Here is a 19,831-nt window from a genome sequence, read left to right on the forward strand (position 1 = left end):
GTGCGCTGCGGGCCCTTCGTCGTTCCCGGGGCCCACCTCCCCCGGCCGTGCGGGCACGGACACGCGTGGCGTCACCGAGGCCGACTGACGCCTGGCACCCGGAGCGGGTGCCAGGCGCCGGGCACCGGGGCGCGTCAGTCCACGGAGTCGAGCAACCGCCCAGCCGTCGCGAGGAGCTCGTCGCGCGGGACCCCGTCGCCGATGAGACGCACGGTCCCGGCAGGGGCCGCGTCGATCGAGACGACCGAGCGTTCCAGCCCGTCGGGGTCCGAGGCCACGGTCACGCTCTCCTCGCCCGAGAGCTCGGGGACCTCCTCGAACGCCCAGCCGTCGCCGAGGCCCTCGACGGTGACACCCTCGTGCATCGCGTGGACGTACAGGCCGGGCCCCTGGTCCTCGGGCTGTCCCTGGACGTAGACCGAGCTCGTCGACCCCGAGAGGTCGAGGTCGACGGTCTCGACGTAGTGGAACTCTGCGGGGAGGACGGCCGGGTCGAGCTCGCCCGCCGCGGCCCGCAGGAGCGCCCCCTCCCTCGTCGACACGTCGAACGTCGGCAGGGGCGTGGCAGGGGCTGTGGCGGCAGGGGTCTGCTCCGCGGTGGCCATGGACGAGGCGGTGGAGACGCAACCTGCGAGCGTCACGGCGACGACGCCGAGACAGAGGGGCAGCAGGACGACTCGGGTGGGGTGGGAGCGCACCCTCGGATGGTGCCATGCCGACCTGTGTCGGACAAAAGCCTCGGGCAACGGTCCGGGCCGGGTGGGTTCGGTGCATGCTGACCGGCGTGCCCCCGCAGCCCGCCCGCTCCCCGTCGACCGGTTCTTCGGCCACGTGACGCCGCCGGACGACCTCGCGACGGGCTTCGCCGCCCACGGCGCGGGTACGTGGACGTCCCGGCGTTCAACGAGGACCGGTACGCGCAACGGTGGCTGGCGCTGGGGCGCTGACGAGGACGACGGGCCGCACCCCGGCCCCTGTCACTCCGGGTCGCGGGGCAGCATGATCCACAGCACGACGTAGGCCAGGACCTGCGGCCCGGGCAGGATGCACGAGGCGACCGCGATGACGCGGACGAGCGTCGGGCTGATGTCGAAGCGGCGGGCGAGGCCCGCGCAGACGCCGGCGATCACGGCGCCGTGGCGCGGTCTGGCGAGGATGTGGCTCATGCTTCGACGGTACGCCGGGACCTGGTGCGCGCACATCGGGGACTCCCCTGGTCCACCCCTGATCCGTGCCCCGTCCACGGGTGGGCGGTCGTCATCCCCGCGACGGACTCCCGGCCCTCCGGTCGTCCCCTCGAAGCCCTCGAACCTTGACGCCTTCTTGACGCGCAACCTCTTGCATCCTGCTGAACGGCTGTTTAGCGTGTTGAACATGCGTTCAGCCCCATCGGGTGACGAGCCTGTCCCGACCGACACCGGTCCGCAGTCGCCGAACGTCCCGGAGACGCCCGACGTACCGGACCTCACCGGGCGCGCCCGCATCCGCGACGCCGCGCTGCTCCGGTTCGCGTCCGAGGGCTTCCGGGTCCCGGTCCGCACCATCGCGGCCGACGCCGGGGTCAGCCCGGGGCTCGTCATCCACCACTTCGGGTCCAAGGAGGGGCTGCGCCGCGCGTGCGACGAGCACGTGCTCGTCCTCGTCCGCGAGAACAAGCGCAACGTCCTGGGCGACGAGCACGGCTCCCGGGGCAGCCCCGTGGACGTCCTCGCGCAGCTCGGGTCGATCGAGGAGTACGGCCCGGTGCTCGGCTACGTCCTGCGCAGCCTCCAGGAGGGCGGCGACCTGGCCCGCTCGTTCGTCGCGAGCATGATCGACGACGCCGTCGCGTACATCGCGGACGGGGTCGCCACGGGGACCATCAAGCCCTCGCTCGACGAGAGCGCGCGCGCCCGGTACCTCGTCACGCAGTCGCTCGGGACGATCCTCCTCGACCTCACGCTGAACCCGCCCACGGACCCGGGAGACACCGGGTCCGTCATCCGGGGGTACGTCGACCGGCACGGCCTGCCGTCGATCGAGCTCTTCACCGGCGGGTTCCTCACCGACCGCACGCTCCTCGACGCATACCTCCGGTACGCCGAGCCGCCACCCGGCGAGCAGGCCGCAGCGCCGGCCCCGTAGCCCAGGCCGACCGGCGCGGTCCGCACCCGGGCCCCCCGGGCGAGCGGCGCCGTCGGGCACCGGGACCGCGCTCCCACCCGACCCCGGCACGCACCGACGCCCCTGTCCGTCCCCTCCCTCACCCGACGAGGAACCATGACCACGACCGCACGCACGACCGCCGCGACCCGCGGGCCCGCCGTCGAGATCCACGACCTGCGCAAGTCCTTCGGCACGACCAAGGCCCTCGACGGTCTGGACCTGACCGTCCGCGCCGGGGAGGTGGCAGGCTTCCTCGGGCCCAACGGCGCCGGGAAGTCCACGACCATCCGCGTGCTGCTCGGCCTCCTGCGCCCGGACTCGGGCACCGCGACCCTGCTGGGCGGCGACCCGTTCCGCGACGCCGTGTCGCTGCACCGACGCCTCGCCTACGTCCCGGGCGACGTGACGCTCTGGCCCCAGCTCTCGGGAGGCGAGACGATCGACCTGCTGCTGCGCCTGCGCGGCGCGACCGTCGACGTACGGCGCAAGGCCCGCATGCTCGAACGCTTCGAGCTCGACCCGACCAAGAAGACCGGCACCTACTCCAAGGGCAACCGGCAGAAGGTCGCGCTCGTCGCCGCGCTCAGCGCCGACGCCGAGCTGCTCGTGCTCGACGAACCGACGTCGGGCCTCGACCCCCTCATGGAGGCCGTGTTCCAGGACTGCGTGCGCGAGGCCACGTCCCGCGGCACGTCGGTCCTGCTGTCGAGCCACATCCTCGCCGAGGTCGAGGCCCTGTGCGACACCGTGACGATCATCCGGGGCGGCCGGGCCGTGCAGTCCGGCACGCTGCGCGAGCTGCGGCACCTCACGCGCTCCAAGGTCGTCGCGACGGTGGGTTCGGGGACGCCCTCGGCCGGTGCCCTCGGGGCGCTCGACGGGGTCCACGACCTCGTCGTCGACGGCTCGCACGTGACGTTCCACGTCGACGACGACGCCCTGCCCCAGGTCACGCGCGCGCTCGCCGACCTGGCACCGCACGGCCTGACGATCGAGCCACCGTCCCTCGAGGAGCTCTTCCTGCGGCAGTACGGCGACGAGCTCGCCCTGCTCGACGGCGAGGCCCTGAGATGACCGCGCTGACCTCCGCCGACCCGGCCGCCGCCGCGCCCCGTCGCGCGGCCGCCCCTCCCCTGTCCCTGCGCGGGGCGTTCGCGGGCACGGGGGCGCTGGCGCGCCTCGCGCTGCGCCGCGACCGCGTCGTCCTGCCCGTGTACGTCGTCGTGGTGCTGCTCATGGTCGCGGTCACGTACTCGTCGGTCGCCACGGTGTACGGCACGCAGGCCGAGCGCGACGAGCTCACGGCGAGCATGGGCACCAACAGCGCGTTCCTCGCGCTGCTCGGTCCGCTCGAGCACACCGGGTCGGTCGCCTCGACGGCCGCCTGGCGCGTGGGCCTGTTCATGATCCTGGTCCTGGGCGTGCTCGCCGTGCTCACCGTGGCCCGGCACACGCGCAAGGAGGAGGAGACGGGCAGGCTCGAGCTCGTGCGCGCCGCCCGCGTAGGGGCGCTCGCCCCGCTCGCGACGGGAGTCCTCGTCGCGGCAGGGATGTCCGTGGTCACGGGCGCGCTCATGACCACGATGTACGTGGTGCAAGGAGCCGACGGCGCCTCGTCCGTCGCGTTCGGCCTCCAGTTCGCGGCGCTGGGCCTGGCCGGGACGGGCATCGGTGCCGTGTGCGCGCAGGTCGCCACGTCCTCACGGAGCGCCAACACGATCGGCGTGCTGGTGCTGGTCGCCGGGTACGCGCTGCGCGGCGTGGCCGACGTCGGCTCCACGGACTGGCTGCACTGGGTCTCCCCCGTGGGGTGGGTCCAGGAGATCGACCCGTTCGGCGCGAACGCCTGGGGGCCCGCGCTGCTGTGCCTCGCGCTGTTCCTCGTGTGCGTGGCGGTCGCGGCCCGGCTCTCGCTCGGGCGAGACCTCGGCGCGGGCCTCGTCCAGCCGCGCCCGGGTCCGGCCGACTCCGCATCGCTCACGAGCCCGCTCGCGCTCGCGACGCGGCTCCAGGTCCCCGGCGTCGTGTCGTGGACGCTGGGCGTCGGGGCGTACTGCCTGCTCGTCGGGTTCCTCCTGGACTCGGTCGACGACATCGCCGGGTCGTCCCCGCAGATGCAGCAGATCATCGCGCAGCTCGGCGGCGCCGGGGCGCTCGCCCAGGTCTTCCAGGTCGCGATCATGGGCTTCGTCGGCATCGCCGCGGCCGCCTTCGCCGTGACCCTCGTGTCCCGGGTCCACGCCGAGGAGACCTCCGGCCGCACCGAGCTCGTGCTCGCGACGGGGACGTCCCGGACGCGGTACCTGACGGCCTCCGTGGTGCTGCTGGTCGTCGGCGTAATGGCCGTCCCGCTGTGGGCCGGGCTCATGATGGGCCTGGGGCACGCGCTCGTGTCGGGCGGGTGGGGCAGAGCCTTCGGCGATGCCGTCGGTGCCGGGCTCGTGCAGGTCCCTGCGGCGATGGTCGTCGCAGGGTTCGTGCTCGTGCTCTACGGGTGGTGGCCGCGGCTCGTCACCCTGGGCTGGGGCGCCGTCACGGTCTTCCTGGTCGTGGGGCAGCTCGGCGAGCTGTTCGGGCTGCCGCAGTGGGTACGAGACCTGTCGCCGTTCACGCACGTGCCACAGGTCCCGCTCGACCCGTTCTCCCTCGGGCCTGTCCTCGCCCTGACGGGGATCGCCGCAGTCCTCGTCGCGGTCTCCTACGTCGGGTTCCGGCGCCGGGACGTGGGAGGCGCGTGACGGAGTCCCGGATCCCGACCAGGTGGTGAGGGCCGGATGTGCGGGGCCTGTGGAGTTGTGGGGCACCGGGACGCGATCCGCAGCACCGCGCCGAGGCCTCCCCCTAGACTGGCCCGCATGATCTTCAAGGCCGTGGGTGACGGGCGCCCGTATCCGGATCACGGGTTGGTCACGCCCAAGGACTGGTCGAGCGTCCCGCCCCGACAGGTCCGGCTCGACGAGCTCGTGACGACCAAGCGGACCTTGAACCTCGACAACCTGCTCTCGGAGGACTCGACGTTCTATGGTGACCTCTTCGCGCACGTCGTGGAGTACCAGGGGGTGCTCTATCTCGAGGACGGTCTGCACCGGGCGGTCCGCGCAGCACTGCAGCAGCGGGCCATTCTGCACGCTCGTGTGCTCATGCTCAACGCCCCCTCGGTCGGGTAGGTTTCTGGCGTGACCACGCAGCCCGGCTCCGATCCCTCTCGATCCGTCCGTCGACGGCACATGCACGAGCGACAGGCCGTGGTCTTCGGGCTGCTCGTCGCCTTCCTGGCGATCACCGGCATCGGCGCCCTCGCCGTCTACACGGGTGCGGTCGAACCGCCGTTCGACCGCACCTTCAGCTCGCCCAAGGTCGACGACGCGATCGCCGACGTGAAGGCCCCCTGCCTGGCTGAAGGCACCCTGCCGATTCCCTACGGCGAGGTGCAGGTCCGGATCTTCAACGCCTCGGGCAAGGGTGGGATGGCCGCAGCCAACGAGCAGATCCTCGAGAGCCGCGGATTCACCGTCGCCACGGTCGGTGACCTGCAGACCCCCGAGGGGAAGAACACGACGCAGCGCAGCACCCAGATCTCGTTCGGCGTGACCGGGATCTCCCAGGCGTACACGCTCGCCGCCCACTACCAGGACCCTGTGCTCGTCCTCGACGACCGGCCCGACGCCAGCGTCGACCTCGTGCTGGGTGAGAACTTCGTGAACCTCGTGGACGAGGAGCTCGTGGTGATCGACCCCGCGGTGCCGCTGGTGAACCCGGCGAAGTGCGTCGCGGTCGAGACCATCACGCCGCAGGCGGCCTACGTCCCGCCGACGCCGCCCGCCGAAGAGGCCCCCGCCGACGTCGACCCTGCCGACGAGGCCCCCACCGTCGGAGGCTGACGCACTCCGCGGCAGCGCACGTGCACCGGTGGCCCTGAGCCGGGTTCGCGACTACTGTCTGGGCGCGGCGCCTTCTTCTCCCTGCTCTCGAACGGTCCGGCACACGATGGTCTCCCTCCCGATCCGCCCTGCTCGCACCACCGACCCGCGCGAGGTCGACCGCCTGTACGACATCTGCCTGCGGACCGGTGCTGACGGCGGCGACGCCACGGCGAGGTATCGCGACCCCCGGCTGCTCGGCGAGATCTACCTCGGGGCGTACCTGGCGTTCGAGCCGGAGCTCGCGTTCGTGGTAGACGACGGGTCGGGTGCGCTCGGGTACGTCGTCGGCACGGTCGACACGGCGGCGTTCGAGGAACGCTGCGCGCGCGACTGGTGGCCGGCCCTGCGCGCCCGCTACCCGATCGACTCCTTCCCCGCGGACACCGAGGACGCGGGCCTGGTGCAGGCCATGCACTCCCCGTCGACGGCGGACCGTGAGGTGCTCGACCTCTTCCCCGCCCACCTCCACGTCGACCTGCTGCCCGCGGCCCAGGGCGGGGGCAACGGGCGTCGTCTGCTCGAGGTGCTCTTCGACGCGCTCCGGGAGCGTGGTGTCCAGGGGGTCCACCTGGGTGTCTCGGAGACGAACACGTCGGCGATCGGCTTCTACGAGCACCTCGGCCTCCAACGGGTCCCGACGGACGAGGGCTACGTGCTGGGGCTCAAGCTCTAGAGCTGACCGGCCTCAGGTGCGACCGCGAGGTCGGTCAGACGGCGTCGCCTGACCGACCTCGGGTTCGACAGCAGGGTCAGCGGTCCGACATCTCCGTGCCGCCCGGCACCGACGCCGGGCTCGCGGGCTCCTGGGACGTCCCGCGCCACCGGGCGATGTTGCGCATGACGTGGTAGATCACGAGGGCCGACGCCGTACCCAGGGCGATGCCCTCGAACGTCACGTCGCCGATGACCCACGTGAAGTTCGCGATGCCGACGACGAGCGGGACGGCCGCCGTGGTCAGGTTGACCGGGTCGGAGAAGTCGACCTTGTTCTGCACCCAGATGCGCGCACCGAGGATGCCGATCATGCCGTAGAGCATGGTCGTCGCCCCGCCCAGGACACCCGCGGGGATGGTCGCGATGAGCGCTCCGAACTTGGGCGACATGCTCAGCAGCAGGGCCGTGGCGCCCGCGACCCAGTAGGCCGCGGTCGAGTAGACGCGCGTGGCCGCCATGACGCCGATGTTCTCGGCGTACGTCGTGGTGCCCGAGCCGCCGCCGATGCCCGCGAACGTCGTCGCGAGGCCGTCGGCGAAGAGTGCCCGGCCCGTGAGGTCGTCGAGGTTCTTGCCCGTCATGGCCGCGACGGACTTCACGTGGCCGACGTTCTCCGCGACGAGCACGAGCACGACCGGGACGAACAGGCCGAGCACGGCGACGTCGAACGTGGGGGTCACGAACTCGGGCAGGCCGAGCCAGGCCGCCTTGGCGACGGGCGCGAAGTCGACCTCGCTGCGGATCGTCGCGACGACGTACCCGACGATCACGCCGAGCAGGATCGCCAGGCGTCCGACGATGCCCTTGAAGAGGACCGTGATGAGGATGATCGACGCGAGCGTGATGACGGCCGTGACGGGGAACCGCTGGAAGTTGTTCCACGCAGCGGGCGCCAGGTTGAGGCCGATGAGCGCGACGATCGTGCCGGTCACGATCGGCGGCATCGTGAGGTCGATCCAGCGCGGTCCCGCGAAGTGCACCACGACGCCGATGAGCGCGAGCACGACGCCGGTCACCAGGATCCCGCCGACGGCGACCGACTGCCCCCCGGAGGCGGTCGCCGCGGTGATGGGAGCGATGAACGCGAAGCTCGACCCGAGGTAGCTGGGGAGCCGGTTGCGCGTGACGAGCAGGAACCCGATGGTCCCGATCGCCGAGAAGAACAGCGTCGTCGCGGGCGAGAAGCCCGTCAGGAGCGGGACGAGGAACGTCGCGCCGAACATCGCGACGACGTGCTGCATGCCGATCCCGATCGTGCGGGGCCAGCTCAGGCGCTCGTCGGTGCTGACCACGGCGCCGGGTTCGACGCGCTTCCCGTCTCCGTGGATCTTCCAGCCGAGTGCTGCCATGGGGGGCTCCGTTCGTGAAGTTTTGGTGAAGTGCCGAAGGGAAGGGTACTGCCGCGCACGCAGCCTCCGTTACCGGCCGGTACGTCGTGGACAGCCCCGTCCCACGGCCCCGGCCCGGCGCCCCTCCCGTGCCCGCCTCACCACCTACCGCCCAGGGCGCCCGACGACGGAGCGCACCCTCGGGCAGAAGGTGTGCTCCGCCGTCGGGCAGGAGGGCGGGGTCAGCTCAGCTGCGGCCTGACCTCGCGCGCGACCAGCTCGAGGTGGTCGAGGTCCGCGAGGTCCAGGACCTGCAGGTAGAAGCGCGTCGCGCCCTGCTCGCTCGCGGCCGCGAGCTTGTCCGCGGCCTCTGCGGGCGTACCCGCGATGCCGTTGGTGCGCAGCTCCTCGGGGTCGCGGCCGATCGCCTCGGCGCGACGGCGGAACTCGGCCTCGTCCTTGCCCACGCACACCACGAACGCTGCCGAGTACGTCAGGTCGTCGGGGTCGCGGCCCGCGTCCTGGCACACCACGCGCACGTTCTCGATGCGGTCGCCCAGCACGCCCGGGTCGGGGAACGCGACGTTGAACTCGGTCGCGTAGCGCGCCGCGAGCGCCGGGGTGCGACGCGGCCCGTGCCCGCCCACGATGACCGGCACACGGGACTGCGCGGGCTTGGGCAGCGCCGGGGAGTCCTTGAGCGTGTAGTGCTCGCCCACGAAGTCGAACCGCTCCCCCACGGGCGTCTCCCACAGGCCGGTGATCACCGCGAGCTGCTCCTCGAGGATCCCGAACCGCTTGGCCGGGAACGGGATGCCGTACGCCGAGTGCTCCTGGGGGAACCAGCCCGCGCCCAGGCCCAGCTCGACGCGGCCTCCCGACATCTGGTCCACCTGCGCGACCTGGATCGCGAGGACGCCCGGGTGCCGGAACGTCGCCGACGACACGAGCGTGCCCAGGCGGATGCGGCTCGTCTCGCGCGCGAGACCCGCGAGCGTGGTCCAGGCATCGGTCGGTCCGGGCAGCCCGTCACCGTCCCCCATGACGAGGTAGTGGTCGGAGCGAAAGAACGCGTCGTAGCCGAGCTCTTCCGTCGCTCGTGCGACCGCGAGGATGTCGTCGTAGGTGGCGCCCTGCTGGGGCTCGGTGAAGATGCGGAGGTCGATCGTCATGGCCTCCACCCTGCCATGCCGCCAGGGGTGCCATGGTCGCGCTCCCGCACTCCTCGGCTCACCCCTCGTGCGCGGTGAGCACGGTCACCGAACGGCCCGCCGGGGCCGTGACCACGAGGTTCCCGTCGACGCCCAGCGCGAGGCGGAACCCGCCGAGCTCGAAGTCGTCCGACAGGTCGCCCGCCGCCGCGTCCGCGACTCCCTGTGCGTCGGCGGGCGCAGGTTCGCCCTCCCCCGGGGCCGCCTCCCCCACGAGATCGAGGTACTCGCTCACGGCCCCCGCGGCGTCGGCGAGCTTCACGGGCCAGCTCTCTCCCGGCTCCCAGGCCGCCCCAGGCCGCAGGCGCTGCCCGATCATCCCCACGAGGACCGGCTCGTCGACCGTCTCGAAGCGCACGTGCCCGCCCTCGTCGACCTGGAGCCCCGTGATGCGCTGGACGTCGACGACCTCGTTGCCCGCCGCGGCGATCAGCACGTCCGCCGCGTCGAGGAGCTCCTGCGCGTCGTCGGAGTCGGCGAACGCCTCGGGGTTGTCGACCTCGGGCACGGGCCAGTCGCCACGGACCACCGCGAGCTGCTCGGCGCGCGAGCCGGTGCGCGGGAAGCGGTGGGACACGTTGACGACGACAGCCATGGGGACCTCCGGTGGTGCGTGAGCGGACTCCGGACAGCACATCACAGGTCCGCGGCCCGGTTCGAGCCGGGACGCGCGGCCCACGGGCACGTAGGGTCGGACCATGCGACTGAGCACCGTGATCCTGCCGATCTACCGCTGGTCCGAGGGGCGCGACGTCTGGCGCCGAGCGGAGGACCTGGGCTTCCACGCGGCCTACACGTACGACCACCTGTCGTGGCGGAACTTCCGGGACGGCCCGTGGTTCGGCGCGGTCCCCACGCTCGCGGCGGCGGCCGGGCTCACCGAGCGGATGCGGCTCGGGACCCTCGTGACCTCGCCGAACTTCCGCGAGCCCGTGACGCTCGCCAAGGACCTCATGACCCTCGACGACCTGTCGGGCGGCCGGATCACGCTCGGGCTCGGTGCCGGCACCACGGGCTTCGACGCGACGGTCCTGGGAGGCGAGGGATGGTCGCCGCGCGAGCGCGCGGACCGGCTGCGGGACTTCACCGCGCTGCTCGACCGCCTGCTGACCGAGCCCGTCGTCACGCACGACGAGGGGCACTACCAGGCGCACGAGGCCCGGACGATCCCCGGCCCGGTCCAGTCACCGCGCATCCCGTTCGCGATCGCCGCGACCGGGCCCCGCGGGCTGCGGCTGGCCGCCCGCTACGGGCAGGCGTGGGTCACGACGGGCGACGGCGCCGTCGGCGAGGACGGAACACCTGCCGCGTCGCGCGCCGCGGTCGGCGCCCAGGTGGCCCGGCTCGAGGCGACGTGCACGGAGGCCGGGCGCGACCCCGCCAGCATCGAGCGCATCCTCCTGACGGGCTTCACGCCGGACCGGCCGCTCGACTCGGTCGACGCGTTCGTCGAGGCCGCGGCCGCCTACCGAGAGCAGGGGATCACCGAGATCGTCCTGCACTGGCCCATCGCCGACTCGCAGTTCGCGGCCGACCAGGCGACGTTCGAGAAGATCGCCGTCGAGGGGCTCGCGCAGCTCGGCTGAACGGCGCGCCGCTGACGGGCCTCAGCGCGCCTCGACGCCCGCGGGCGTCTCCGCCTCGGCCTGGTCGTCGGCCGCCCGACCGACGGACGCCACCTCGTCCGTCCGCGCCTCGGTCGAGATCCGCAGCGCCGCCACGAGGTCGCGGTACAGCTCGTCCGCCGCGAGCAGCTCGGCGTGCGTGCCGCGCGCCCGCACGCGCCCGTCCTCCATGACGAGGATCTGGTCGGCGTCGATCACGGTCGAGAGCCGGTGCGCGATCGTCACGACGGCGCGGTCGCGAGACAGGTCCTCGATCACGGCGTGGACCGCGGCCTCGGTGAGGCCGTCGACCTGGGCCGTGGCCTCGTCGAGCAGCAGGACCTCGGGCGCGTGCAGCACCGCGCGGGCGAGAGCGACGCGCTGGCGCTCGCCGCCCGAGACCGTGGTCCCGACGAGCGACGTGTCGAGCCCGTCGACGAGCGAGCGCACCTTGGCGTCCAGGCGCACCTTGGCGAGCGCTTCCCACATGGCGTCCTCGGACGCGTCGGGGTCGGAGAGCTGGAGGTTCTCGCGGATCGTGCCGGGCACGACGGGCGTCTCCTGCTCGACGTACGCGATGCGTGAGCGCACCTCGTCGAACGTGTAGTCCGAGTACGGGCGGCCGTCGAGCAGCAGGGTCCCGGACTCGGGCTGGAGGAAGCGCAGGAGCAGCGAGAAGGTCGTGGTCTTCCCGGCGCCCGACGGGCCGACGATCGCGACCTGCCCTCGTCGCGGCACCTCGAACGTCAGGTCACGCACGACGGGCTCGCCGCTGGGCAGGTAGCGCGCGGCGACGTCCTGGAACGCGAGCACGGGCGGCCCGCTCGAGGCGTCGACGAGGCGCGGTGGGTGGTGCGTGGCGCCGTCGGGCAGCGAGGTCCCCGTGCCCGACGACGGCGCGCGGCTCCCCCCGGTGGCTCGCCCGGGCGTGCCCGAGGTGCGCTCGGGCTCCTCCGTCTCGATGGCCTCGACCTCACGGATGCGGCCCGCGGCCGCGATGCCCGCCTGGAGCTCGGTGACGTTCTGCGTGAGGGTCGTGACGGGGTCGACGATCTGGAACGCGTAGAGCAGGAACGCGACGAGGCTCGACACCGCGAGGAGCCCCTGGTCGACCCGCCACGCGCCGAGCGCGAGGATCACGATGATGGCGAGCTGGATGCCTCCGCCCGCGATCGTCCATGCGACGGCCCCGGTGCGCACGGCCTTGAGGTTGTGGCGCGCGGAGTCCTGGGCGTCGGCGACGACGCGGTCGATCTGGCGCTCCTCGGCGCGGCTCGCCTTGATGGTGCGCAGGGCCCGCAGGCCGCCCTCGAGGACGCCGCCGAGACGGCCGAGGGACTCCTGCGCCTGCTCCTGGGCCTTGGCGATCCGCGGCATGAGGAGGCCGACGAGGATGCCGATGACGACGATCGCGGCGAGCGTGGTCCCGAGCAGCACCATGTCGAGCACGGCCATGAGGACGACGGTGCCGACCAGGCTCACGACGCCGTTGACGAGGCTCACGATGCTCGACGACGCGGCCTCGCGCAGCAGGACCGTGTCCGAGGTGACGCGCGTGACGAGCTCGCCCGTGGGGCGTGACCCGAGCGCCCCGACCTTGGCCCGGAAGAAGCGGCGGACCATCGAGGTGCGCGCGTCAAGCACGACGCGCTCGGCGAGCGCGCCCAGCAGGATCCACTGCCACATGCCCAGCACGAGGCCCACGACGAGCAGGCCGATCAGCAGGCTCACGGCCGGGACGAGCGAGGCGCCCGTGCCCAGGGTGTCGAGCACGGCCTTGGTGACCATGGGGGTCGCGAGGCTCGCAGCCGTCGTCCCGAGGCCCAGCGCGAGACCGACGGCGAGCGTCCTGCGGTGGGGGGTGACGAACGTCCAGAGGATCTTGAGGCGTGGGAGCAGCGGCCCCTTGGGCTCCGTCGGCGGGGTCTGCTGGGTCGTCGGCGCGGGATCGGTGTCGGCCATGTTCCAGTGGAACACGAGTGTCCCATTTTAGACAAGAGCCGTCCCATCGTGTGACGGCTACGCTGAGCACGTGACAGCAAGCGACACCGCCGCCGCACCGGGCGAGGCGAGCGCCGGCGCTCCGTCCGACGCCCCCGCCACGGGCGCGCGTGCCCGGACACGGCGCGCGATACTCGACGCCGCGGTCTCGGTGTTCAGCTCGAACCAGGCGGCGTCCCTCGGCGAGGTCGCCCAGGCCGCCCAGGTCGGCCGCAGCACGCTGCACCGCTACTTCCCCGAGCGCGCCGACCTCATGCGAGCCGTCGGCGCCGAGGCTCTCGACCGCACGCGCGCCGCGATCCTCGCGGCGCGGCTCGACGACGGCAGTCCCGCGACCGCCCTGCGTCGCCTCGTCGTCGAGTACTTCGACCTCGGCCCCTGGTACATGCTGCTGTTCGCCGACCCGCTGCTCGCCGACGACGAGGCGTTCTGGCAGGAGAGCGACGCCGCCGAGGCCCCCGTGCGCGACCTGTTCGAGCGCGGGCAGCGGGACGGCGTGTTCGACCCGACCCTCACGATCTCTTGGGACCAGCGCACCCTGTGGTGGACCCTGTTCAACGCGTGGTCGGTCGTGACCGAGGACTGCACGTCGCGCAGCGACGCGCTGCGCATGGCGGTCCGCAGCATCGAGGGCGTCGTGCTCGCGCCCTCCTCGCAGCCCCCCGCCTCACCCCTCGCCCCAGCGAGCCCCACCGAGAAGCCGAGGACCGCATGAAGAACATCCGCTGGGCGAGCCTGCTGACAGTGCTCGGGTGCGTCGTCGTGGGGCTCGTGAGCCTGTTCTCGCTGCTCAGAGGGCGCACGTGGGCCTGGTTCCCGCTGCTCGTCGCGGTGGCGGTAGGCTTCCGCGAGATCCGCTACCTGCAGCGCATCGACCACCAGCGCAACGCCCCACGCTGACCCCGGACCCCCGGCTCAGGGGCGTCCCGGAAGGGATGTCCCCCATCCGACGGGCGCCCGTCATCCTCCGGGAGGACGAGGCCCCCGCCGAGGATGGTTCGGAGGGCCGATGTGCCCGCACCCCCGCCCCGAAGAGACTGGTGGCACGCCCCGCGACAGCGAGGGCGGCCAACTTTTCCTGGGGAGGAAGCCATGACCACGCAGGTCACGACCTCGACGCCGATCCGCGTCGCACTCCGCGGCCACGACACGACGGCCCGCCGCGCGCGCTCGTCGGCTCGCCCCGCGGGCTCCTCCCCCACCACGCGGCCCGACGGCGGAGCGCCCCGCCCGCAGGAACGTCGCCCCGGCGCGTCGTCCGACCCGTCCGAGCGGGCGAACGGCTGGCTCGTCGCCGGCTCGGTCCTCGTGGCCATCGCGCTGTTCTCGGCGCTCGCGCTGAGCTCGTTCTCGACGCTGGGCTGACCACCGCACCTGTCAGAACGGGCGTGACCTCGAGGTCATGCCCGTTCTGACACGTCGCTAGAGCCGCGGGTCGACCGGCTCCGACTCGAGGGCCAGCACCGCGAAGACGGCCTCGTGGACCCGCCACAGCGGCTCGCCCGCGACCACGCGCTCGACGGCTTCGAGCCCCAGCGCGTACTCGCGCAGCGCGAGCGACTGCTTGCGCCCCAGCGACCGGACCCGGAGCCGCTCCAGGTGGTGCGCCTGGGTGTACTCGGGGCCGTAGATGATCCGCAGGTACTCGCGGCCGCGGACCTTGAGCCCCGGCTGGACGAGCCCCTTGGGGCCGCGCACCAGGTTGGCGAGCGGCTTGACGACCATGCCCTCGCCACCCGCGTCGGTCATCTCCTCCCACCACCGGACGCCGCGGGCCCGCGAGGCGTCGTCGTCGAGGTCGACCACGAGTCGTCGCGTCGTACGGAAGAGCACGGGGTCGGCCTCGACGAGCCGGTCGGCGATCCCCAGGTGCCACAGGTGGTCACGGGTCGCGTAGGTGGCACCGACCTGGGCAGCGGCGCCGCTCCCCGACCCCAGGCTCGACCCGCTCGCGAGCACCTGGAACGGCGCGAGCTGCACACCGTCGAGGCCGTCCACGGGCCAGCGGTAGCGCCGGTACGCCTGCGTGTACCGATCGGTGTCCTCGGCCCGCGAGGCCGTGCGTTCCCGCAGGTCCTCGACGCCCACGCCGCGGGCCACGGCCGCGTCGAGCGCCGCGAGCGCCGCGGGCATGACGGCCCGGGCCGCGGCCCCGACGCTCGCGTACTGGTCGCGGATGAGCTGGTCGGCCTTCGCGGACCAGGGCAGGATCTCGGCGTCGAGCAGGACCCAGTCGGCGCCCAGCTCGTCCCACACCCCGGCCCCGTCGAGGGCCTTCGCGACGTGCTCGAGGAGAGCCTGCGCCGTCGGGCCGGAGAAGAGCGGGCGACCCGTGCGCGTGTGCGCGACCCCGCGCCCGCCCGGCTGCACGTCGACCCCGAAGCGCCGGGCCGAGGCCCCGTACGCCTCGCGGCACACGAGGACCACGGCACGCGAGCCCATGTGCTTCTCCTCGCACACGACCTGCCCGACGGCGTCGCCCGCGTACGCCGCGAACGCGTCCTCGGGGTGCTCGAGGTAGCCGGGGCGATGCGACGTCGCGACGGGGCTCATGGTCGGCGGCAGGTACAGCAGCGCGCGCGGGTCGGTCGCGAACCGGCTCATGACCTCCAGCGCCCCGGCGGCGTTCTCCTCGGGGATCGTGACGCGACCGCGCGTGCCCGTGACGACCGAGCGCCGGCCGAGCACGTCGGTCACGTCGAGGACGTCGGGGTCGCGCTGCGGGCGCGCCCCTTCAGCCCCCGCCGCGGCGGTACCGGCGTCCGGCAGGAACGGGCGCGCGGGCTCGTAGTAGACCTCGGCCGCGGGCACCGACACGAGCTCCTTCTCCGGGTAGCGCAGCGCCGACAGCTTGCCGCCGAACACGACGCCCGTGTCGAGGCACATCGTGTTGTTGACCCACTCGGCCTCGGGCGTGGGCGTGTGCCCGTAGAGCACCATGGCCCGGCCGCGGTACTCGTTCGCCCACGGGTAGCGCACGGGCAGCCCGAACTCGTCGGTCTCCCCCGTCGTGTCGCCGTAGAGCGCGAAGCTGCGCACCCGGCCCGACGCGCGCCCGTGGTACGACTCCTTGAGCCCCGCGTGCGCGACCACGAGCCGGCCGCCGTCGAGCACGAGGTGCGAGACCAGGTCGCGGCAGAACGTCTCGACGTCCTTGCGGAACTCCTCGGGCTCCTCGGCGAGCTGCGCGAGCGTCGTCTCCAGCCCGTGGCTGACGGTCACGTCGCGCCCCGAGAGCGCGCGCACGAGCTTGTGCTCGTGGTTTCCCGGGACGGCGAGCGCGTGCCCCGCCCGGACCATGCCCATCACGAGGCGCAGCACACCCGGCGAGTCGGGCCCGCGGTCGACGAGGTCGCCCAGGAACAGCGCGCGGCGCCCCTCGGGGTGCGCGGCGTCGACGGGGCGGCCGGCGTCGTCGCGCTCGATCACGTAGCCGAGCTCGGCGAGCAGGGTCTCGAGCTCGGCACGGCAGCCGTGCACGTCGCCGATCGCGTCGAACGGCCCGGTCTCGGCGCGCAGGTCGTTGAGCAGCGGCTCGCGGGAGAACGTTGCGTGCTCGATCTCGTCGACGCCGCGCAGCACGTGGACCTTGCGGAAGCCCTCACGGCTCAGCGCCTTGAGCGACGACCGCAGCGCCTGGCGCTGGCGCCTCACGACGTGGTCGCCGAAGTCGCGGTCGGGGCGGGACCGGTTGCGCGCGATCGCGACGGACTCGGGCACGTCGAGCACGATCGCGACGGGCAGGACGTCGTGCGCCCGCGCGAGCGCGACGAGGTTCTTGCGCGCCGCGGACTGGACGTTGGTCGCGTCGACGACCGTCAGGTGCCCGGCCTCCAGGCGCTTGCTCACGATCGTCTCGAGCACCTCGAACGCCGCGGCCGTGGCCGACTGGTCGTTGACGTCCCCCGAGACGAGTCCCCGGCAGAAGTCCGACGAGACGGCCTCGAAGGGGCCGAAGCGCTCGCGCGCGAACGTCGACTTCCCGGACCCTGACACCCCGACGAGCACCACGAGCGAGAGCTCGGGGACGGTCAGGACGCGCGGTTCCCCGCTGGCCACGCGCTGCTCGGTCATGCCCCTGCCTCCGTCGATCGCGTGAACAGCGCCATCTGGGTCGGCGCCCCGAGCGCTCCCGGCCCCACGTCCTGCGGCCCGACGTCGCGGAACGTCACGGCGTACCCGTGGCGGTGCGCGACGCCGTCGGCCCAGGCCTGGAGCTCGGCGCGCGTCCACTCGAAGCGGTGGTCGGCGTGCCGGTGCCCGTGTTCCTCGAGCGACGGGTACAGCGCGTTGTACTCGACGTTGGGCGTCGTGACGACGACCGTCCCCGGCCGCGCCTCGGCGAACACGACCCTTTCGAGCGCGCCCAGGCGCGGCGGGTCGACGTGCTCGATCACCTCCATGAGCACCGCGGCGTCGAAGCCCGCGATCCGCTCGTCGCGGTACGTGAGCGAGGACTGCACGAGCCTCACGCGCTCGCGCTCGGCGTCGCTCGCGTCCTCCAGGCGCAGGCGGGTCGCAGCCTTCTCGAGCTCGCGCGCGGCGACGTCGGTGCCGAGCACGCGCGTGAAGCGGCGGTCGGCGGCGAGCAGGCGCAGGAGCGCTCCCTCGCCGCACCCGAGGTCGACGACGCTGCTCGCCCCGACCTCGTGCAGCGCCGAGAGCACGGCCTCGGCGCGCTGCCGGGCGAGCGTGGGCGCCGCGGTCCCGACGGCGTCGCTCCCCGTCTCCGGGACGTCCCCCTCGGCGGTGCCGTCCTCTGGTGGCGCGCCGCCGTCGAGCGTCACGAGCCGGTCGGTCGCGTCCTCGACGTACCGGCGCTGGTGCGCGAGGTAGCGGCGCATGATCTGATCCCGCTCGGGGTGCTCGGCGAGCCACCCCGCGCCGGCGCGCAGCAGCTTGTCGACCTCGTCGCCAGTGACCCAGTAGTGCTTGACGTCGTCGAGCACGGGCAGCAGGACGTAGAGGTGGTGCAGGGCGTCGGCGAGGCGCACCGTACCGCTCAGGCGCAGGTCGACGTAGCGCGAGTCGCCCCACTCGGGCACGGTCGGGTCGAGCGGCTCGGGCGTCGCCTCGACCGTCCAGCCCAGGGGCTCGAAAAGGCGCTCGGCGAGCCGTGCACCACCGCGGCAGGGCAGCGCGGGGACGTGGATCTCGAGCGGGACCGGGCCGTCCGCGAGCGCCTGCCGGGCGTCGCAGCGTCCGGTCATCGCGGTGCGGAACACGGCGCCGAGCGCGACCGCGAGCATCGAGGAAGCGGCGTAGGGGCGGTCGTTGACGTACTGGGCCAGGGAGAAGGCGTCGCGCCCGCCGAACCGCTTGTTGCGCACGATCCCCACGGGGTCGACCTCGAGCAGCAACGCGACCGTGCAACGGGCGGCGTCGGCCTCGGGGTAGAAGACGTGCGCGGTGCCGACGGGCAGGTCGAACGACTGGGCCCGCGCCGGATGCTTGTGCAGCAGGTACCCGAGGTCGGTCGCGTCCAGAAGGGCTCCGTGCTCGACGGACCCGGCCGGCGAACCGGCGGTCGTCGTGAAGGTGACCAGCATGCTGTGCATGCTCCCACGGGGGCGCAACGGATTTACGCTGGAGGTGGTCCGTGCGTCCGCGCGTCGACGACGACCGCGAGCGCCGGGTCCTCGACGGACGGAGCAGTCATGTCCACGACACCGCAGGTCCCGGCCAGCGAACCTGGCAGCCCCGGCGGCCCCGGCGGCCCCGGCGGCCCGACGGGCGAGGGGCCGGGAGCCGACGAGTTCGCCGAGCGGTTGTTCGCGTCGGCGCTCGGCGCCCTCGACGTCTTCTCGGTGTACCTCGGCGACCGGCTGGGCTGGTACCGGTCGCTCGCGGCCGACGGCCCCGCGACCTCGGCCGAGCTCGCGGCCCGGACGGGGACGCAGGAGCGGTACGCGCGCGAGTGGCTGGAAGGCCAGGCGGTCGCGGGGATCCTCGCGCTCGCGGCGCCCGACGCGCGCGGCCCTGCGGAGGGCGACGCCTCGTCGTCGGGCGTGCCGGAAGACGCCCGACGACGCTACGCCCTGCCGCCCGGCCCCGCCGAGGTGCTGACGGACGAGCACAGCCTCGCGTACCTGGCGCCGCTGCCGCGACTGTTCGCGGCCGTGGGGCGCACGTTCGACGAGCTCCTCGACGCGTACCGCGACGGTGGCGGGGTGTCGTGGGGGCGCCTCGGCGCCGACGCGCGCGAGGCCCAGGCGGACCTCAACCGGCCGTGGTTCGAGCACGAGCTGGCGGGGGCGCTCGGTCGGGCGCCGGACCTGCACGCGGTGCTGTCGCGGCCCACCGCCCGCGTCGCGGACGTGGGCTGCGGGGCGGGGTGGTCGACGGTCGCGCTCGCGCGCGCCTACCCGCAGGCCCGGTTCGACGGGTACGACGTCGACGGCCCGTCGATCGACATGGCCCGCGCGAACGCGCAGGCCGCGGGCGTCGCGGACCGTGTGGCGTTCCACGCCGCGGACGCCGCGACCCTGCCCGCGGACGTGCCGCTCGACGCTGCCTTCGCGTTCGAGTGCATGCACGACATGCCGCGCCCGGTCGAGGTCCTGTCCGCGGTCCGGCGCGCCGTCCTGCCCGACGGCGCCGTGGTCGTCATGGACGAGGCCGTCGCCGAGGAGTTCGCCGCGCCAGGAGACGAGGTGGAGCGGCTCATGTACGGCTTCAGCCAGTTCGTGTGCCTGCCGGACGGGCTGTCTTCCTCGCCGTCGGTCGGCACGGGCACGGTCATGCGGCCCGCGACGCTCGAGCGGTACGCGCTCGACGCCGGGTTCGAGCGCGTCGAGGTGCTGCCCATCGAGGGGTTCAGCTTCTTCCGGTTCTACCGGCTGCACCACTGAGCAGCCGCCCGCAGCCGGGCGCCGCTCAGCAGCGGGCCGCTCCCCTAGGCTGTG

General features: G+C 73.4%; 19 protein-coding genes. 11 read left to right on the forward strand and 8 right to left on the reverse strand.

Annotation, left to right across the window (positions count from 1 at the left end; genetic code table 11):
* Positions 1–134: 134 nt before the first annotated feature.
* On the reverse strand, positions 135–698 hold the full coding sequence (locus tag ACFRCR_RS02760) for a hypothetical protein (protein ID WP_377675393.1): 564 nt from the start codon (positions 696–698) through the stop codon (positions 135–137).
* 279 nt (positions 699–977) lie between these two features.
* Positions 978–1,166: a PspC domain-containing protein gene (locus ACFRCR_RS02765; protein WP_191789655.1), complete on the reverse strand. Its 189-nt coding sequence runs from the start codon at positions 1,164–1,166 to the stop codon at positions 978–980.
* A 208-nt stretch (positions 1,167–1,374) separates the two neighbouring features.
* Between ACFRCR_RS02765 and ACFRCR_RS02770 the strand changes: the two genes are divergently transcribed.
* From ACFRCR_RS02770 to ACFRCR_RS02795, 6 genes are all read left to right on the forward strand, one after another.
* The gene (locus tag ACFRCR_RS02770) at positions 1,375–2,124 is read left to right on the forward strand and encodes a TetR family transcriptional regulator (RefSeq protein ID WP_377675394.1); all 750 of its coding nucleotides are present in this window, start codon (positions 1,375–1,377) and stop codon (positions 2,122–2,124) included.
* Positions 2,125–2,259: 135 nt separating this feature from the next.
* Positions 2,260–3,219: an ATP-binding cassette domain-containing protein gene (locus ACFRCR_RS02775; RefSeq protein WP_377675396.1), complete on the forward strand. Its 960-nt coding sequence runs from the start codon at positions 2,260–2,262 to the stop codon at positions 3,217–3,219.
* Positions 3,216–4,883, forward strand: a complete 1,668-nt coding sequence (locus ACFRCR_RS02780) for an ABC transporter permease (RefSeq protein ID WP_377675398.1) — start codon at positions 3,216–3,218, stop codon at positions 4,881–4,883. The genes ACFRCR_RS02775 and ACFRCR_RS02780 overlap by 4 nt, the downstream gene beginning before the upstream one ends.
* 117 nt (positions 4,884–5,000) lie before the next feature.
* A complete protein-coding gene (locus tag ACFRCR_RS02785) occupies positions 5,001–5,312 on the forward strand; it encodes a type II toxin-antitoxin system VapB family antitoxin (protein WP_138822644.1) in 312 nt (103 codons plus the stop codon).
* A 9-nt stretch (positions 5,313–5,321) separates the two neighbouring features.
* A complete protein-coding gene (locus ACFRCR_RS02790) occupies positions 5,322–6,026 on the forward strand; it encodes a LytR C-terminal domain-containing protein (RefSeq protein ID WP_377675400.1) in 705 nt (234 codons plus the stop codon).
* A gap of 106 nt (positions 6,027–6,132) precedes the next feature.
* Positions 6,133–6,741 (forward strand): GNAT family N-acetyltransferase, encoded by a 609-nt coding sequence (locus ACFRCR_RS02795; protein ID WP_377675401.1) that lies wholly within the window; start codon positions 6,133–6,135, stop codon positions 6,739–6,741.
* A 76-nt stretch (positions 6,742–6,817) separates the two neighbouring features.
* Here ACFRCR_RS02795 and ACFRCR_RS02800 read toward each other — a convergent pair whose 3' ends face one another.
* The 3 genes from ACFRCR_RS02800 to ACFRCR_RS02810 all read right to left on the reverse strand — a co-directional run bounded on the left by ACFRCR_RS02800 (position 6,818) and on the right by ACFRCR_RS02810 (position 9,916).
* Positions 6,818–8,131 (reverse strand): uracil-xanthine permease family protein, encoded by a 1,314-nt coding sequence (locus ACFRCR_RS02800; RefSeq protein WP_377675403.1) that lies wholly within the window; start codon positions 8,129–8,131, stop codon positions 6,818–6,820.
* Between the two features lie 221 nt (positions 8,132–8,352).
* Complete coding sequence (locus tag ACFRCR_RS02805) at positions 8,353–9,276, reverse strand: LLM class F420-dependent oxidoreductase (protein WP_377675441.1); 924 nt, start codon at positions 9,274–9,276, stop codon at positions 8,353–8,355.
* Between the two features lie 64 nt (positions 9,277–9,340).
* Positions 9,341–9,916, reverse strand: coding sequence for a hypothetical protein (locus ACFRCR_RS02810; RefSeq protein ID WP_377675404.1), 576 nt, complete (start codon positions 9,914–9,916; stop codon positions 9,341–9,343).
* Positions 9,917–10,019: 103 nt separating this feature from the next.
* Between ACFRCR_RS02810 and ACFRCR_RS02815 the strand changes: the two genes are divergently transcribed.
* On the forward strand, positions 10,020–10,907 hold the full coding sequence (locus ACFRCR_RS02815) for an LLM class flavin-dependent oxidoreductase (RefSeq protein ID WP_377675406.1): 888 nt from the start codon (positions 10,020–10,022) through the stop codon (positions 10,905–10,907).
* 21 nt (positions 10,908–10,928) lie between these two features.
* On the opposite strand, the gene ACFRCR_RS02820 is transcribed toward ACFRCR_RS02815, so the two are convergent.
* Positions 10,929–12,887, reverse strand: coding sequence for an ABC transporter ATP-binding protein (locus tag ACFRCR_RS02820; RefSeq protein WP_377675408.1), 1,959 nt, complete (start codon positions 12,885–12,887; stop codon positions 10,929–10,931).
* 70 nt (positions 12,888–12,957) lie between these two features.
* On the opposite strand from ACFRCR_RS02820, the gene ACFRCR_RS02825 reads away from it, so the two are divergent.
* The 3 genes from ACFRCR_RS02825 to ACFRCR_RS02835 all read left to right on the forward strand — a co-directional run bounded on the left by ACFRCR_RS02825 (position 12,958) and on the right by ACFRCR_RS02835 (position 14,291).
* Positions 12,958–13,641 carry a TetR/AcrR family transcriptional regulator gene (locus ACFRCR_RS02825; RefSeq protein ID WP_377675409.1) on the forward strand — a complete coding sequence of 228 codons (684 nt, stop codon included), beginning with the start codon at positions 12,958–12,960 and terminating at the stop codon, positions 13,639–13,641.
* Positions 13,638–13,826: a hypothetical protein gene (locus tag ACFRCR_RS02830; protein ID WP_377675411.1), complete on the forward strand. Its 189-nt coding sequence runs from the start codon at positions 13,638–13,640 to the stop codon at positions 13,824–13,826. Before ACFRCR_RS02825 ends, ACFRCR_RS02830 begins: the two co-directional genes overlap by 4 nt.
* A 192-nt stretch (positions 13,827–14,018) precedes the next feature.
* On the forward strand, positions 14,019–14,291 hold the full coding sequence (locus tag ACFRCR_RS02835) for a hypothetical protein (protein ID WP_377675413.1): 273 nt from the start codon (positions 14,019–14,021) through the stop codon (positions 14,289–14,291).
* A gap of 57 nt (positions 14,292–14,348) precedes the next feature.
* On the opposite strand, the gene ACFRCR_RS02840 is transcribed toward ACFRCR_RS02835, so the two are convergent.
* The gene (locus tag ACFRCR_RS02840; RefSeq protein WP_377675415.1) at positions 14,349–17,000 is read right to left on the reverse strand and encodes a polynucleotide kinase-phosphatase; all 2,652 of its coding nucleotides are present in this window, start codon (positions 16,998–17,000) and stop codon (positions 14,349–14,351) included.
* Positions 16,997–18,475, reverse strand: coding sequence for a 3' terminal RNA ribose 2'-O-methyltransferase Hen1 (locus ACFRCR_RS02845; RefSeq protein ID WP_377675416.1), 1,479 nt, complete (start codon positions 18,473–18,475; stop codon positions 16,997–16,999). The genes ACFRCR_RS02840 and ACFRCR_RS02845 overlap by 4 nt, the downstream gene beginning before the upstream one ends.
* 108 nt (positions 18,476–18,583) lie before the next feature.
* On the opposite strand from ACFRCR_RS02845, the gene ACFRCR_RS02850 reads away from it, so the two are divergent.
* A complete protein-coding gene (locus ACFRCR_RS02850; RefSeq protein WP_377675418.1) occupies positions 18,584–19,777 on the forward strand; it encodes a class I SAM-dependent methyltransferase in 1,194 nt (397 codons plus the stop codon).
* The last annotated feature ends 54 nt before the right edge of the window (positions 19,778–19,831 follow it).

The organism is Oerskovia sp. NPDC056781 (assembly GCF_042789955.1).
GTDB classification, from domain to species: Bacteria; Actinomycetota; Actinomycetes; order Actinomycetales; family Cellulomonadaceae; genus Oerskovia; species Oerskovia rustica.

Coding starts and splice junctions, on each gene's coding strand:
- ACFRCR_RS02850 (WP_377675418.1), top strand. CDS start 18,584: ATGTCCACGACACCGCAGGTCCCGGCCAGCGAACCTGGCAGCCCCGGC.
- ACFRCR_RS02775 (WP_377675396.1), top strand. CDS start 2,260: ATGACCACGACCGCACGCACGACCGCCGCGACCCGCGGGCCCGCCGTC.
- ACFRCR_RS02770 (WP_377675394.1), top strand. CDS start 1,375: ATGCGTTCAGCCCCATCGGGTGACGAGCCTGTCCCGACCGACACCGGT.
- ACFRCR_RS02820 (WP_377675408.1), bottom strand. CDS start 12,887: ATGGCCGACACCGATCCCGCGCCGACGACCCAGCAGACCCCGCCGACG.
- ACFRCR_RS02795 (WP_377675401.1), top strand. CDS start 6,133: ATGGTCTCCCTCCCGATCCGCCCTGCTCGCACCACCGACCCGCGCGAG.
- ACFRCR_RS02840 (WP_377675415.1), bottom strand. CDS start 17,000: ATGACCGAGCAGCGCGTGGCCAGCGGGGAACCGCGCGTCCTGACCGTC.
- ACFRCR_RS02845 (WP_377675416.1), bottom strand. CDS start 18,475: ATGCTGGTCACCTTCACGACGACCGCCGGTTCGCCGGCCGGGTCCGTC.
- ACFRCR_RS02765 (WP_191789655.1), bottom strand. CDS start 1,166: ATGAGCCACATCCTCGCCAGACCGCGCCACGGCGCCGTGATCGCCGGC.
- ACFRCR_RS02815 (WP_377675406.1), top strand. CDS start 10,020: ATGCGACTGAGCACCGTGATCCTGCCGATCTACCGCTGGTCCGAGGGG.
- ACFRCR_RS02780 (WP_377675398.1), top strand. CDS start 3,216: ATGACCGCGCTGACCTCCGCCGACCCGGCCGCCGCCGCGCCCCGTCGC.
- ACFRCR_RS02835 (WP_377675413.1), top strand. CDS start 14,019: ATGACCACGCAGGTCACGACCTCGACGCCGATCCGCGTCGCACTCCGC.
- ACFRCR_RS02830 (WP_377675411.1), top strand. CDS start 13,638: ATGAAGAACATCCGCTGGGCGAGCCTGCTGACAGTGCTCGGGTGCGTC.
- ACFRCR_RS02810 (WP_377675404.1), bottom strand. CDS start 9,916: ATGGCTGTCGTCGTCAACGTGTCCCACCGCTTCCCGCGCACCGGCTCG.
- ACFRCR_RS02800 (WP_377675403.1), bottom strand. CDS start 8,131: ATGGCAGCACTCGGCTGGAAGATCCACGGAGACGGGAAGCGCGTCGAA.
- ACFRCR_RS02785 (WP_138822644.1), top strand. CDS start 5,001: ATGATCTTCAAGGCCGTGGGTGACGGGCGCCCGTATCCGGATCACGGG.